We start from the raw sequence: 14007 nt of genomic DNA on the forward strand, positions 1-14007 counted from the left end.
GACGGGACAGCGTCCGGCGGTCACCGGTCGAGTGGCACGCCCAGCACGAACTCCCCGACGGACGACTCCTCCAGCGGGTCGAGCCCGGTGATCCGGGCGAAGGCGGCGGAGTCGCCGCCGCCAACCGCGCAGCCGCCGAGCCTCATCGCCGTCGCCGCCAGGTACATGGCCTGGTACAGCACGCCGACGTTCTTCAGCGTGGCCGCGTAGCTCAGGCCCCGGTACTTCCAGGACAGCCGGTTGAACCGCCCGGCGAGTGTGATCACCACCTGGGGAACGGAGGCCGAGCTGAGGCTCTGACGGGCGTCCTGGACCAGTTCCAGCACCGCCCCGCGCTCCGGCGTGATCAGCGTCAGACCGTGCTCCACCGGCTCGTAGTGGTAGACACCGGACGCGAGCCCCCGGCACCGGGTGACCGACAGATACACCTCCAGGTCATGGCTGGCCCCACCGGACGGGACCGGCCGGCAGGTGCGGTCGTAGGGCGCCGCGTCGTCGGCCGGTATCTCCTCGCGCACCCGGACGGTGCGGTGGAGGAACTCACCGAGCTGGTCCAGCGTCAGCGGTCCGGGCCCGAAAGCGCGTACCGAGCGCCGCTCCTCCGCCACCTCCGCGAACGGGCGGTCCGTGCTCCGGAGCCGGTCCAGGTCCGGACGCGGCAGTGCGATCACCGGCTGCCGGACCGGCTTCACCGCGGCGAGCGGCGGGTAGCGGTCCAGGAACGGGTGGGTCATCCCGATCGCGAGACCGGAGAGACCCCGGCGGCTGTGCCAGTGGAGCAGAACGTCGTGGAACTCCCGCTGGGCGGGAACCGGGTCGGCGTCCTCGGGCAGCAGGCCGTCCTCGTCCACCGGTCCGGCGGCCCCGGCGGCGAGCAGCAGTTCCAGCAGCTCCAGCACGACCTCGGCCGGCAGCTCGGAATCCGCGCACAGCTCGCCCACCCGCTGTGGCTCGGCGAGCCGCGCCAGCACCGCCGCGGTCTGCGGGGCGATGACCAGCCGGGTGTGCCCGGTCAGCGACTCGACCACCAGCTCCTCGTCCAGGCGCCGCAGACAGGCGAACCGGGAGAGCTGAATCCGCCGGCCGGGCTCCGGACGCACCCGGGTGAGGGCGGCGAGCTCACCCGTGACGGCGACCCTCAGCAGTTCCCGGCCCCGGTCGACGCAGAGCAGATGGAGCACCCCCCGGTGCAGCAGTGCCGCCAGCTGCTCCGCCAGGGCCGCACCGGCCCGTGGCGCGAGTTCGGCCAGCTCGGCCTCGCCGCGCGCGCCCGCTCCCAGCGAGACCAGGGCGTCGGCGCACCCCGGGGCGGACGGGCGCAGCACCGTCGAGCGGCCGTCCGATGAGGTCAGCAGCACGGCGCCGGCGGGCTGGTCGTCGGCCGGCCGCATCCCGATACCGGGGGCGACACGCCAGACGATCACCGCTGCTCTCCGTCCCGGCGCGGGACGCCTACGCGAACGGCTGTGGCCATGGGTTCTGTTCCTCCTCGGGAAGACTGGCGTATCCCATCCGTACCGGCGCCTCGGCCAGCCTCGGATGGCCCCGGAACTGCGCGAGCGGCTCCAGCGACATCGGCTGGAGCTCCGGGATCACGACGGCGACCGCCGTCAGCCCGGCCGCGCGCAGCTCACGGCTGGTCCGGTCCATGGCCACCACCTGCATTCCGGCGCCGGCCAGCCGGGCGAGCAGCTCCTCGACCGCCGCCTCGGGGTCATCCGGCAGCGCGGGTCCGCCGGCGGAGAGCGGTCGCCCGGCCAGGTCCTCCGTCAGGAAGGTGAAGGCGTCCGCGTGTTCCGGCAGGGACATCATGCGTGAGCCGTCGAGGAACGCGAAGTCCCCGTACTCGCCCGGGAGGTCCTTCTCGGAGCGGTAGCAGTCACGGATCGTCAGCAGCTCCAGCAGACAGCGCTCGGCGGCCTCGCCGAGGCTCCGGCCGGTGCCCGCCCCGATGATCTGCCGGATTCCCTCGTCGTACGGGGCGATCTGCAGCGCGTACACCGCGGGCACGCCCAGGTCCGAGGTGGCGTCGAAGAGCAGAGTGCGCAGGAACCGCCGCTCGCCCCAGTCCAGCATCTCGCGGGAGCCGGGGGTGAGCACGGCGGGGTCCACCGGCGGCAACGGCAGCTTCTGCAGCCAGGTGAGCGCGATCGAGTCCCGCTCGAACAACTCCATCAGACCGCCCAGCACCGCCTCGTGGGGATCGGTGTGCACCGATTGTCCGGTGGAGATCTGTGCGATGAAGCGTTCGGGTCCGTGCACATGGAAGCCGTAGCAGGCCATCACGGTGGGCACCCAGATGTCCTGGCCGGAGAGCAGGTCGACGCCGCGGCTCCAGTGGATCGGGGTGTCCGGGTCGTAGCGGCTGACCGGGCAGCGCGGATCGGCGTACTCCCGCTCCGAGCACCGCGGCACCCGCGTCATGTCGAGTACGGGGCCGTCGAGTTCGGCCTCCCTGGCCAGGCGCGGCCGCTCGTGCGTCAGATATCCGGCGGAGCGCTCCGCGGCCTCGGCCGTGGCGACCACATAGGAGAGGAACTCGTCGTCGAGGATGCGGCTGCCGCCCGAGAAGCCGTCGGAGGGCTCCCTGGTCACGCCCGGCACCCCGCTGCCGACGTTGGCGGAGGCCGTCTTCAGACGGGGCAGCCCGCGCAGGGCGGGGGCGGGCCGGACCGCGGAGACCAGTCCCACCGGGGAGACGAGGGTCGCGAGCGGGGAATCGCGGAAGCGCTCCTCCGCCGGGGTGTCCGGTCGGGTGTCGGAGGTGATGGCCGTCTCTCCTGTTCTTGAGGGGGCACCGGGAGCGAGCGGGCGAGCCCGGGAGGGCCCGCCCGCCGTTGCGGTTCAGCCTGCTGTCGGGGCCGTGTCCGGACTCAACAGCCGCTGCAGCCCACGGTCTGGGTGCCGCAGGGGGCCCCACACGCCTTGCACCACATGAAGGCGCCGCCCTCGTGGAGCCCGACCAGGAGCTTCTCCCAGTCCGTGTTCTCCTCCTCCGACAGCTCCAGATCCAGGCGGACGTCCTCGACCATATTCACCGGCATTTCATTCTCCTTCTCATCGCGAAGAAAGGATGCGGGCCTTCCTTCAGCACCACGGCACAGCACCGGCAATACCGTGGAAACGTTCAGGAAATCCCGCAGCCGAATGGCGACTCAAGTCAACCGGGCACCCGGGAAAGCGTCAACGGACATCGCGTCACCACTCGGGGATATGGCTCCTGACCTGCGAACAAGGGTGTTCAACTGAGCACGTTCGAACTTGCACAGGGCCTATCACCGGGGCAATTCACCTGCTCCTCGGACTAGCCGGACCTCAGCTCTTGTCTGCTACGGTGTGGCCCGCAGTGATCTCGAATTCAGTTCGACGTTCCTCTGGGATTGAAAGGTGCTGAGATGAGCGTGCTTAGCGGAGCTTCGATCCTGGTAACCGGGGGCTGCGGGTCTTTGGGTCTGGCATTCGTCCGCCATGTACTGACCCATGTCGATCCCGGCCGTGTCGTGATCTACTCGCGTGATGAGTTCAAGCACGCCGAAACGCGGAGCGTGCTGGGCGAGGACCGGCGTGTGCGTTTCGTTCAGGGTGATATCCGCGACCGGCGGCGGCTCACTCAGGCGATGGCCGGCGTCGACCACGTGGTGCACGCCGCCGCCCTCAAGCGCGTGGACACCGCGGAGTACGCGCCGACCGAGTATGTGAAGACCAATATCGACGGCTCGCGCAATGTCATCGAGGCAGCCGTGGAGAACCGGGTGCGGAGTGTCGTCGGTGTCTCCACCGACAAGGCGAGCAGCCCGGTCAACCTCTACGGCGCCACCAAGCTGGTCGCCGACAAGCTCTTCACCTCGACCGGTGCGACGCTCGCGGGCGAGTCCGGGACCAGGTTCTCGGTGGTGCGCTACGGGAACTTCAGCGGCAGCCGGGGCTCGGTGGTGCCGTTGTTCCGCCGGCTGGCCGCCGCCGGTGAGAGCCTGCCGGTCACCGACAAGCGGATGACCCGCTTCTGGATGAGCATCGAACACGCCGTCACCTTCCTGGTGGACTCGTTCGAGCTCATGGCCGGTGGCGAGCTGTTCGTGCCGCGGATACCGAGCGTGCGGATCATGGACCTGGTCGAGGCCATAGCCCCGGGCGCCGCCACCCATGAGGTCGGCCCCCGGCCAGGTGAGCGGCTGCACGAGGAGATGATCTCCAGTGACGACAGCCACCGGGCCTTCCGGCTGGGCGACCGCTATCTGGTCACCTCCGCCACCCGGGGCGCCGGACGGGCACCCGCGCCCGGGTGGTGTTCGGTACCACGGGAGTTCGCCTACCGTTCGGACTCCAACGACGACTGGCTGTCGGTCGGGGAGCTGAAGGCCATGCTGGAGCGGAGCGAGGGCTGACCGGCCCGGCAGGCGCACGGGGCCGGCAGGCGCACGGGGCCGGCAGGCGCACGGGGCCGGGCCGGGCCGGCCTCAGGCGTCGAGCAGTTCGAACAGCCGCTGGGCGACCGTCTCGCCGGTGCTCCAGCCGAATCCTTCCCGGGCCGCCGCCCGGTCCGGCGCCGCCGCCCCGGCCCTGGCCCGTTCGATGGCCCGCCAGACCGCCGGGGGCCCCTCGCGCACCGGGGCGGTCTCGATCAGCCCGGCCGCCGTCAGATGGCGGATACGGCCCGGGAAGGTCTTCGGGAAGCCGGCCGCCGACTCCTCGTCCAGCAGCGCGACCGCGGGCACCCCGTTCCAGGCCAGGTCGCAGACGGTGGAGCCCATGGCGTCGTTGAGCACCACATCGGCGGCCCGGTAGTAGGTCTCGGGCTCCGGGGTGACCCCGGCCCAGACCACCTCCCCGCCGCCCTCGGGCGCGCCGTCGCCGTCGTGGACCGGGAGCGGTTCGGCCGGCGGGTCGGCCAGCAGCAGCAGCCGGGCGCCGGGGCCCGCGTGCGCGCGCCAGGCCCCGATGGCGGCCGTCGCCATCCTCCGGCTCTCCGGTCTGGTGTTCATCCCGCCCAGGCTCAGCACCGCCACCTCGTCCCGCTCGGCGATGCCCAGTGCGGACCGGGCGGCCCCGCGCCCGGCGGGGAAGGGCTGCACCACCGGCCCGAGGAAGCCGATCGGCGCGGTGGTCCCGTACGACTCCCGCCGGTTCCGAGGGAAGTCGAGCACCAGCACCTCGTCGGCCGTGTCGAAGAACCGGTCCGCGTCCGGCATGCCGTACTCCGCCCAGAGCGCGCAGAGCAGCATCACACAGGGCCGCTTCCAGACCTCGCGGGCGAACGGCAGGGCCCACATGACCTCGTCCGAGACGACCAGATCGGGGCGGGGCACCGAGGCCAGCGCCCGCCAGACGGCCTTCGCGGCGCCCTCGCCGAAGTCCTCACCGTAGTCCTCGTCGGGCAATTCGATGGGGGTGCATTGCACCCCGCGCATCGCGTAGTAGGTGACCGCGCTGCCGTTCGCCATGATGCGGACCGTGGTGCCGGGCCGCCGGCGCAGCTCCTGGATCACCCTCAGATCACGTGCGGCGTGGCCGAACCCGTGGCCTCGGGTCAGGAACAGGATCTCGGGCATGCCTCTCCTCGGTCATCGGTCGTGTCCCCGGGCGTGGGGCATCGGTCCCGGGCGTGGGGCGTCAGGCGTCAGGCGTCAGGCATCAGGCATCGGTGAGCGGGCGCCGGGCATCGGTCATGCGCGGTCGTAGTACCCGGACGTGCGCGGACGTGCGCGGTCGTAAGGCGGTCAGCGGTCGCCGGTGGGCCGGTCCAGCAGGGATTCGATCTCCTCGGCCAGGCCGGCCCAGTCCGCCGCGCAGGTGCGGGCCAGGGTGAGGATCGCGGGGACGCTGTGCGAGGGGACCTCGGCGGGCAGCCGCTCCCACACCCGGGCATCCGCGTGGTGGGTGACCAGCATGCGCAGCAGCGCCCGGCCGGAGCCGCTCTGCCGCAGGGACGGGTCCCGGGTGAGCCGTATCAGCAGCAGGCGGCGCTCCTCCGGTCCTGCGGGGACCTCCGGCGGCGGGCCGACACCGCAGACCGGCGCCTCCTCGCGCTGGCAGTCCGGGACCGGGTCCAGGCCCTCCAGCAGCCGCTGTCTGACGTTCCGGGCGGTACCCGGCGAGATACCGGTCCGGCGCGCGATATCGCGCAGTGAAATGGTGGGGTCCTCGCGGATCAATTCGGCCGCACGGGAACGGCCTTCGGCGGTGCGCACCGGGCGTGCCCGGCCGTCCTTGCCCACGCGCCGGACCGGTTCCGGGAGATCCCGCATGGTGCGGCGCAATGCCGCCACGGTCTTGGTGGCGAGACCGCTGGCACCGGCGATCCGACGGTCCGACCAGTCCGGATGGCTGATCATCAATTGTTCGGCGGCGGCTGTCCGGTCGGCTCTGGTCGGCGGGCGATCAGCGGGCCCACCGGAGGAATTCGGAACAGGAACGGACAACGGTGCCTCCCCCGAGGTGTGTGCGGCATTTCCCCTGGTGTTCAGAAGCGGAATTCACCACCCATGGGCCGTGCCGGGTACATCCCGGGAACGCGAACGGCCACTGTTGCGTCGGATGTTACGTTGACGTTGGTCCGAACCAATAGTTCAATCGCGGGGTGATCAGCGGTTAGCCGCCTTTCGTCCGTCGCCCGTGCGATCCGGCCCGGGCGCCCCGGTCTCCCAAGGAGTTGAGCGACCTGTCGACCACCCTTCACCGAGCCCGTCTGCTCGCCGACTGCGCCGCCCTGACCTTCGACCCCGAGGCACAGAGCACCTGCCCGCCGTGGTGGTACTGGACCCGGCCCGACCACGATCGGGTGGTGGAGCTGCTGCGCGGGGAGCCACGGCTCGCCGGCCCGCTGACCGAAGTGACGAGCGCTCCCCAAGACGTGGCCGCGCACCGGCGGCTGAGCCTGGCGCTGGCCGAGGTGCTGGCCGAGGAGTCCGCCGTCGCGGCGGAGCTGGAAGCCGCGCTGGAGGTGATCGAGCAGTCCGCCCGGCTCGGCCTGCACCTGGGCGAGGAGCTGGACGGCGGGCCGGCCGTGGACCCCCTGTCGGTGGAGCAGATCCTGGCGGGCATCGACCGGACCGGGCCCCGCCCCGGCACCGCGCCCACCCGGATCACCGTGGTCGTCCCCTTCCGCGCCCGTGACCCGCACGACGGACGGGCCCGCAATCTGGCGGCCTGCCTCGCCGGGCTGGCCGACCAGGGCCTGCCGCGCGACCGGTACCGGATCGTGGTGGTGGAGAGCGACTCCGAGCCGCGCTGGCGGTCCGCGCTCGAACCGCACGCGGACCGCTATGTCTTCGCCTTCAACCCCGGTCCGTTCAACAAGGCCTGGGCGGTGAACTGCGGGGTGGTGCACGGTGGCGGCCCGGACGAGATGGTCTGTGTCCTGGACGGCGATGTGCTGCCCGACGCCGACTTCCTCTCCCGGGGCGCGGCCCGTTTCGCGCAGGACCCCACCCTGCAGGTGCACTGGCCCTACCGCGACATCATCTTCGCCGACGCGGCGAGCAGCGACCGGGCCGTGGCCCTGCGCTGCGCCGAGGGCCGGCCCTCGGTCGACCACGCCGGGCTGCGCGGGGTCTTTCTGCGCCGTCCGCCCGGCGGGTGCATCTGGGTGCGGCGCCGGCTCTTCGACCAGATCCTCGGTCTGGACGAGCGGTTCGAGGGGTGGGGCGGCGAGGACAACGACTTCGCCTGGCGGGCCGACTTCCTCGGCGGCGTCGAGCGCTTCGGCGACACCCTGGTCCACCTCCACCACGCCCGCGCCCATACCGACCCCGGCAGCCCGCCCCCCGCTCGCAGCCCCGACCACCACTGGTGCAGCTGGTTCCCCACCTCCCCGATCGGCGACCTGGCGAAGTACCGGACAGCGGGGTGAGGCCCGGGCCGCGCCCCGGCCCCGGCCCCGGCGCCCCGGCCCTCATCCCGGCCCCGGTGTCCCCGTGCCCTTCAGCCGTTCCAGGTCGGAGGGTCTGACCTGGATCACCAGCAGGGCGATCAGGGCCGCGACCGCGGCGAAGACCGCGGCCGTGACGAAGGCGGCCGAGGTGCCGTTCGCCAGGACCTGGTCGCCCCAGGGGGGCGGGAGCTGTCCGGTCTCCCGGAAGAGGAGGCGCTGCTGCGGGGTCGACTCCGCCAGGAACGAGGGGAGCTGGTCGCGGACCTCGTGGCGGCTCGCCGTGCCGAAGACCGTCACCAGGATGGACAGGCCCAGCGAGCCGCCGACCTGCTGCGTCGCGGCGAGCAGGCCGGAGGCGGCGCCCGATTCCCGGCGGGCCACGCCGGAGAGCGCCATCAGGGTCAGGGAGACGAACTGCATGCCCATGCCGAGGCTGAAGACCAGCATCGGGCCCAGCACACTGCCGAGATAGGTGGAGTGGACATCGGCCTGGGTCAGCCAGGCGAGGCCCAGGGCCGACAGCAGGGCGCCCGAGACCATGAAGGGCTTGGGCCCGTACTTGGGCAGCAGTTGGGAGGTGATCCCCGCGCCCAGCGCGATGATCGCGCTCACCGGCAGGAAGGAGAGCCCGGCCTTCAGCGGGCCGAAGCCCAGGACGTCCTGGACGAAGAGGGTCAGGAAGAAGAACATGCCGAAGATCGCCGCGGCGATGCACAGCATGATCCCGTAGGTGCCGGACCGGTTGCGGTCGGCGAACATGTGCAGCGGGGTGATGGGCTGCCGGGAGCCCCGCTCGACCAGGACGAAGGCGGCGAGCAGCACCACGGCGGCGCCGAACGAGCCGAGGGTGACCGGGTCGGTCCAGCCGTGCGCACTGGCCCGGATGAAGCCGTAGACCAGGCTGACCATGCCGAGCGTCGAGGTCAGAGCGCCCGCGATGTCGAAGTGGCCGGAGCGGCGCTCGGACTCCTGGATGTGGCGGCGGGTCGCCAGCAGGATCAGCGCGGCGATGGGGACGTTGACGAAGAAGACCCACCGCCAGTCCAGCCACTGGACCAGCATCCCTCCGGCCAGCAGCCCGATCGCGCCGCCGCCCGCCGAGACCGCGGAGAAGACGCCGAACGCCCGGTTGCGCTCCGGCCCTTCGCGGAAGGTGGTGGTGATCAGGGCGAGCGAGGTCGGCGAGGCGATCGCGCCGCCCACTCCCTGGAGCGCGCGGGCGGCGAGCAGCTGGCCGGAGCTCTGCGAGAGCCCGCCGAGCAGTGAGGCGATCGCGAAGAGCGCGACACCGAACATGAAGACCCGCCGCCGGCCGAGGAGGTCCCCGGCGCGGCCGCCGAGCAGCAGCAGCCCGCCGAAGGTGAGCGTGTAGGCGTTGACCACCCACGACAGGCTGGTGGTGGAGAAGTTCAGCGAGGTCTGGATGTGCGGGAGGGCGATGTTCACGATGGTGATGTCGAGGACCACCATCAGCTGCGAGCCGGCGATGACGACGAGCGCGACACCATGGCCGCCGCCTCGGCTCGGGGCGGCGACCGGGGCGAGTGATTCCGGTCGCGGAGTCGTCATGGTCGCGGGGTCGTCATGTCGCGGGGTCGTCATCGCGCCGGGTTCCCCTGCGCCCGGGAGGCTCCCGGGTGTGTGGAGCGGACGCGCGTGGGACGGATACGCGTGAGCGGACGGGGACAGGAAAGGGAGGGAGGGAAGAACGGCCGTCGGCCCACCCATCGACGGTAAGCCCGCGACCGCCGGCCCACCAGTCGATCACGCGGCCCTCCACACGGCACAGCGGCCCGGGGCGCAGGGCGCTCCAGGGGCAAAGGACAGCGACCCCGGGGCCCAGGGCAGCACCGCACCCTGGGGTGCCCGAGGCAGCACCCCCGGCGTGCCCGAGGCAGCACCCCACCCCCGGCGTGCCCGAGGCAGCACCCGCCGGGGGGCTCAGGGCAGTACGGCCATCCCGTCCAGTTCCACCAGCGCCCGGGTGTCCCAGAGGCGTACGACACCGATGACGGCCATCGCGGGGTAGTCACGGCCCGCCAGCCGCCGCCAGATCCGGCCGAGTTCGGGCGCCTGGGCCCGGTAGTCGGCGACATCCGTGGCGTACACCGTGACCCGGGCGAGGTCGTGGGGTGCCCCGCCGGCGGCGGCCAGGGCGGTGAGGAGGTTGGCGAGCGCGGTCTCGAACTGCTCGGGGAGTGTCTCCCCCACCACCGCCCCGTCCAGGTCGAGCGCGGTCTGGCCTGCGAGCAGGACCAGCCGGGAGCCGGTGGCGGTGACCGCGTGCGAGAAGCCGGAGGGGGCGGGCAGGTCGGCGGGGTTGTGGCGGTGGAGGCTCATCTGTCCTTCCCGTACGGCTGCGGGGTGGCGGTGACCTGTGAAGCACAGGCCGTGTGGGCCGTGCGGGCCGCGTACAGCTGTTTGGCGATGATCGAGCGCTGGACTCCGCTCGCGCCCTCGTAGATCCGGGGCGCGCGCACCTCACGGTACAGATGTTCCAGGAGATGTCCGCGGCGCAGCGCCCGTGCGCCATGGAGTTGGACGGCGGCGTCGACGACGTACTGCGCGGTCTCGGTGGCGAAGAGCTTGGCCATCGCGGAGCGGGCCGGCACATCGGCGGCGCCCGCGTCATGGGCCGCCGCGGCGGAGAGGACCAGCAGCCGGGCCGCCTCGACGCGGGTGGCCATCTCGGCGGTCTGGTGGGCGACGGACTGGAGTTCCGCGAGAGGGCCGCCGAAGGCGGTGCGGCGGGCGGTGTGGTCGAGGGTGGCGTCCAGGGCGGCCTGCGCCATGCCGACGGCGAACGCGCCGACGCTGGGACGGAAGAGGTTGAGGGTCTCCAGGGCGACCGGGAAGCCCCGGTCGGGTGCGCCGATGACATCCGCCGCGGTGACCGGCACCCCGTCGAAGGCGAGGGTGCCGATGGGGTGCGGGGAGAGCATCTCCACCGGGGCGCCGGTCAGCCCGGGGCGGTCGGCGGGCACGAGGAAGGCGGTGATTCCGCGGGCCCGGGCCCCGGGGGTGGTGCGGGCGAAGACGGTGTAGAAGTCGGCCTCGGGCGCGTTGGAGATCCAGCACTTCTCGCCGGTGAGCCGCCAGCCGGCTCCCCGCTCGGGGACGGCCGCGAGCGCCAGGGCCGCCGCGTCGGAGCCGGCGTCCGGCTCGGTCAGGGCGAACGCGGCGACGGCGCGGCCCGCGGTCACCTCGGGGAGCCAGCGGGCCCGCTGGGCGTCGGTGCCCGAGCGGAGCACGGGGGTGGTGCCGAGGCCCTGGAGGGCGAGGGCGGTCTCCGCCTCCGTACAGCCGTGGGCGAGGGACTCGCGGAGCAGACAGAGGTCCAGCGCGCCGGCGCCGAAGAGCTCGCGCAGCAGTCCCCGTTCGCCGAGGGCGGCGAGCAGCGGGCGGTTCACCCGGCCGGGTTCGCCCCGTTCGGCGAGCGGGCGCAGGGTGTCGGCGGCCAGGGCGCGCAGCCCGGCGCACCGGGCGGTCTGTTCCGGATCGAGCGAGAATACGGGCATTCGTGCCCCCACTCCTGAGATGCCGACCGAGCATTTATCGCGGACCGTTGACTGTCGTCACGGTAACGATACGCTCCCTGCACGACCCCACCACCAGAAGGGGCGAACCATGGAGCTGACACCCTCGGCCCACCTCGACACCTTCACCAGAGACCGTCTCCCGCCGCCCGGGCAGTGGCCCGTGATCCTGGGGACGCCCTCCCCGGAGCGGCTCAACTGCGGCTCCGAACTGCTCGACGGGACGATCGGCCGCCTCGGCCCCGGCCGGCCCGTCTTCCGCACCGCGGACGGGGCGGTGTGGACGTACGGGGAGCTGCGCGAGCGGGTCGACCGGATCGCCCACACCCTCACCACCCGGCTCGCGGTGGTCCCCGGCAACCGGGTGCTGCTGCGCGGCCCCACCACGCCCTGGCTCGCGGCCTGCTGGCTGGCGGTGATGAAGGCGGGCGCGGTGGCGGTCACCGTACTGGCGGGGCAGCGGGCCGGGGAGCTGGCCTCGGTGTGCGGGATCGGCTCCGTCGGACACGCCCTCTGCGACGCCCGCTCGCTCGGGGAACTGGTGGCGGCCCGGGTGCCGGGGCTGCGGATCACCCCGTTCGGCGGGGACTCCCCCGGGGATCTGCTGCGGCTCGCGGAGAGCGCGCCGGCCGCGCCGTACCGCGCCGTGGGGACGGCGGCCGACGACATCGCGCTGATCGCCTTCACCTCCGGGACCACCGGGCGCCCCAAGGGGTGTCTGCACTTCCACCGCGATGTGCTGGCCGTCGCGGACACGTTCTGCGCGCGGGTGCTGCGGCCGGAGCCGGACGACGTCTTCGCCGGGAGCCCGCCGCTGGGGTTCACCTTCGGTCTGGGCGGGCTGGTGGTCTTCCCGCTGCGGGTGGGCGCGTCGGCGCTGCTGCTGGAGGAGGCCGGGCCCCGGCACCTGCCCGCCGCGATCGCCGCGCACCGGGTCTCGGTCCTCTTCACCGCGCCGACCGCGTACCGCGCGATGCTCGCGGCGACCGGCCCGCCCGGCGGCGCCGACGGGTCCGGTGCCGGCGGGCCCGGTGGCGCGCTGGAGTCGTACGACCTCCGGTCGCTGCGGCGCTGTGTGTCGGCCGGTGAGCATCTGCCCGCCGCCACCTGGCGGGAGTGGCGGGACCGCACCGGCCTCCGGATCGTCAACGGCATCGGCGCCACCGAGCTGCTGCACATCTTCCTCTCGACCACCGGGGACACCGGCCGCCCCGGGACCCTCGGATTCCCGGTCCCCGGCTGGCAGGCGCGGGTGGTGGACAGTGCGGGCAGGCCCGTCGCGGACGGGGTGCCCGGGCTGCTCGCCGTGCGCGGCCCGGTCGGCTGCCGGTATCTGGACGACCCCCGGCAGACGGAGTACGTCCGGGACGGATGGAACCTCACCGGCGACACCTGTGTCCGGGAGGCGGACGGCTGCTTCCGCTATGTCGCCCGCGCCGACGACATGATCATCTCCGCCGGTCACAACATCGCGGGCCCCGAGGTGGAGGAGGTGCTGCTGCGGCACCCCCGCGTGGCGGAGGCCGCGGTGATCGGCCGCGCGGACGCGCGGCGGGGGCAGCGCGTGGTGGCCTGTGTGGTGCTCCGCGGGGACGCCGAGCCCGGGCACGCCACCGCCGCCGCGCTCACCGACTGGGTGAGGGCCCGCCTCACTCCGTACAAGTGCCCCCGCGAGTTCGTCTTCCTCGACGCCCTCCCCCGCACCCCCACCGGCAAGCTCCAGCGCTTCCGTCTGCGGAACCCCGGGGGGCCCTAAGGTGATCACGTGGCCGACCAGCACTCCCCCCGCTCCCTGATCGTCACCCTCTACGGCGCCTACGGACGCGAACGGCCCGGGCCGGTGCCGGTCGCCGAGCTGATCCGGCTGCTGGCCGCGCTCGGGGTGGACGCCCCGTCCGTGCGGTCGTCGGTGTCGCGGCTCAAGCGCCGGGGGCTGCTCGTGGCCGGGCGGTCGGCGGACGGGGCCGCGGGGTACGCGCTCTCCACCGACGCGCGGCAGATGCTGGAGGACGGCGACCGGCGGATCTACGACCGGGCGACGCCGCTGCTCTCGGACGGCTGGGTCCTCGCGGTCTTCTCGGTGCCGGAGGCGGAGCGGAGCAAGCGCCATCTGCTGCGCTCCCGGCTCGGACGGCTCGGTTTCGGCACCGCCGCGCCCGGGGTGTGGATCGCGCCGGCGCGGCTGTACGAGGAGACCCGCCACACCCTGCGCAGGCTCCGGCTCGACCCCTATGTGGAGCTGTTCCGGGGCGAGCACCTGGGGTTCGCGGCGACGGCGGAGGCGGTGGCCGCCTGGTGGGATCTGGGCGCCGTCGCCAAGCGGCACACGGAGTTCCTGGACGCGCGGGAGCCGGTCCTCAGGGGGTGGCTGTCGGGGCGCCGGCCCGAGCCGGAGGAGGCGTACCGGGACTACCTCCTCGCGCTGGACTCCTGGCGGCGGCTGCCGTACGCGGACCCGGGGCTGCCGATGGAGCTGCTGCCCGAGGGGTGGCCGGGGGGCCGCTCGGCGGAGGTCTTCGGGGCCCTGCACGAGCTGCTGAGGGACGCGGGAGAGGCGTTCACCCGGCGGTGAGCGCGCCCACCAGGACCGGGGCCGGCCCC

The 14007-nt window shown here is 73.1% G+C and carries 12 protein-coding genes; 4 read left to right on the forward strand and 8 right to left on the reverse strand.

Annotation, left to right across the window (positions count from 1 at the left end; all coding sequences use genetic code 11):
* Positions 1 to 20: 20 nt before the first annotated feature.
* The 3 genes from ACWCRA_RS01570 to ACWCRA_RS01580 all read right to left on the reverse strand — a co-directional run bounded on the left by ACWCRA_RS01570 (position 21) and on the right by ACWCRA_RS01580 (position 3044).
* Positions 21 to 1424 carry a SagB/ThcOx family dehydrogenase gene (locus tag ACWCRA_RS01570; RefSeq protein WP_351556496.1) on the reverse strand — a complete coding sequence of 468 codons (1404 nt, stop codon included), beginning with the start codon at positions 1422 to 1424 and terminating at the stop codon, positions 21 to 23.
* Between the two features lie 28 nt (positions 1425 to 1452).
* Positions 1453 to 2691, reverse strand: coding sequence for a YcaO-like family protein (locus ACWCRA_RS01575; RefSeq protein ID WP_351556493.1), 1239 nt, complete (start codon positions 2689 to 2691; stop codon positions 1453 to 1455).
* A gap of 182 nt (positions 2692 to 2873) precedes the next feature.
* Entirely contained in the window at positions 2874 to 3044 is a 171-nt protein-coding gene (locus ACWCRA_RS01580) for a hypothetical protein (RefSeq protein ID WP_351556490.1), read from the reverse strand.
* Between the two features lie 351 nt (positions 3045 to 3395).
* Between ACWCRA_RS01580 and ACWCRA_RS01585 the strand changes: the two genes are divergently transcribed.
* Positions 3396 to 4385 (forward strand): SDR family NAD(P)-dependent oxidoreductase, encoded by a 990-nt coding sequence (locus ACWCRA_RS01585; protein WP_451066578.1) that lies wholly within the window; start codon positions 3396 to 3398, stop codon positions 4383 to 4385.
* Between the two features lie 72 nt (positions 4386 to 4457).
* Here ACWCRA_RS01585 and ACWCRA_RS01590 read toward each other — a convergent pair whose 3' ends face one another.
* Together ACWCRA_RS01590 and ACWCRA_RS01595 are read right to left on the reverse strand one after the other, a co-directional pair.
* Complete coding sequence (locus ACWCRA_RS01590; protein WP_451066579.1) at positions 4458 to 5549, reverse strand: glycosyl transferase; 1092 nt, start codon at positions 5547 to 5549, stop codon at positions 4458 to 4460.
* 168 nt (positions 5550 to 5717) lie between these two features.
* Entirely contained in the window at positions 5718 to 6332 is a 615-nt protein-coding gene (locus ACWCRA_RS01595) for a winged helix-turn-helix domain-containing protein (RefSeq protein ID WP_351556481.1), read from the reverse strand.
* A gap of 317 nt (positions 6333 to 6649) precedes the next feature.
* On the opposite strand from ACWCRA_RS01595, the gene ACWCRA_RS01600 reads away from it, so the two are divergent.
* Positions 6650 to 7849, forward strand: coding sequence for a glycosyltransferase (locus ACWCRA_RS01600; protein WP_351556478.1), 1200 nt, complete (start codon positions 6650 to 6652; stop codon positions 7847 to 7849).
* A gap of 42 nt (positions 7850 to 7891) precedes the next feature.
* On the opposite strand, the gene ACWCRA_RS01605 is transcribed toward ACWCRA_RS01600, so the two are convergent.
* The 3 genes from ACWCRA_RS01605 to ACWCRA_RS01615 all read right to left on the reverse strand — a co-directional run bounded on the left by ACWCRA_RS01605 (position 7892) and on the right by ACWCRA_RS01615 (position 11388).
* A complete protein-coding gene (locus ACWCRA_RS01605) occupies positions 7892 to 9439 on the reverse strand; it encodes an MFS transporter (RefSeq protein ID WP_351556548.1) in 1548 nt (515 codons plus the stop codon).
* Positions 9440 to 9811: 372 nt separating this feature from the next.
* Positions 9812 to 10210: a RidA family protein gene (locus ACWCRA_RS01610; protein WP_351556475.1), complete on the reverse strand. Its 399-nt coding sequence runs from the start codon at positions 10208 to 10210 to the stop codon at positions 9812 to 9814.
* Positions 10207 to 11388 carry an acyl-CoA dehydrogenase family protein gene (locus ACWCRA_RS01615; RefSeq protein ID WP_451066580.1) on the reverse strand — a complete coding sequence of 394 codons (1182 nt, stop codon included), beginning with the start codon at positions 11386 to 11388 and terminating at the stop codon, positions 10207 to 10209. Before ACWCRA_RS01615 ends, ACWCRA_RS01610 begins: the two co-directional genes overlap by 4 nt.
* Before the next feature lie 109 nt (positions 11389 to 11497).
* On the opposite strand from ACWCRA_RS01615, the gene ACWCRA_RS01620 reads away from it, so the two are divergent.
* Both ACWCRA_RS01620 and ACWCRA_RS01625 read left to right on the forward strand, forming a co-directional pair.
* On the forward strand, positions 11498 to 13162 hold the full coding sequence (locus ACWCRA_RS01620; RefSeq protein WP_451066581.1) for an AMP-binding protein: 1665 nt from the start codon (positions 11498 to 11500) through the stop codon (positions 13160 to 13162).
* Positions 13163 to 13171: 9 nt separating this feature from the next.
* Positions 13172 to 13978 (forward strand): PaaX family transcriptional regulator, encoded by an 807-nt coding sequence (locus tag ACWCRA_RS01625; protein WP_351556466.1) that lies wholly within the window; start codon positions 13172 to 13174, stop codon positions 13976 to 13978.
* Positions 13979 to 14007: the final 29 nt, after the last annotated feature.

It is taken from the genome of Streptomyces sp. NPDC001889 (genome assembly GCF_053594535.1).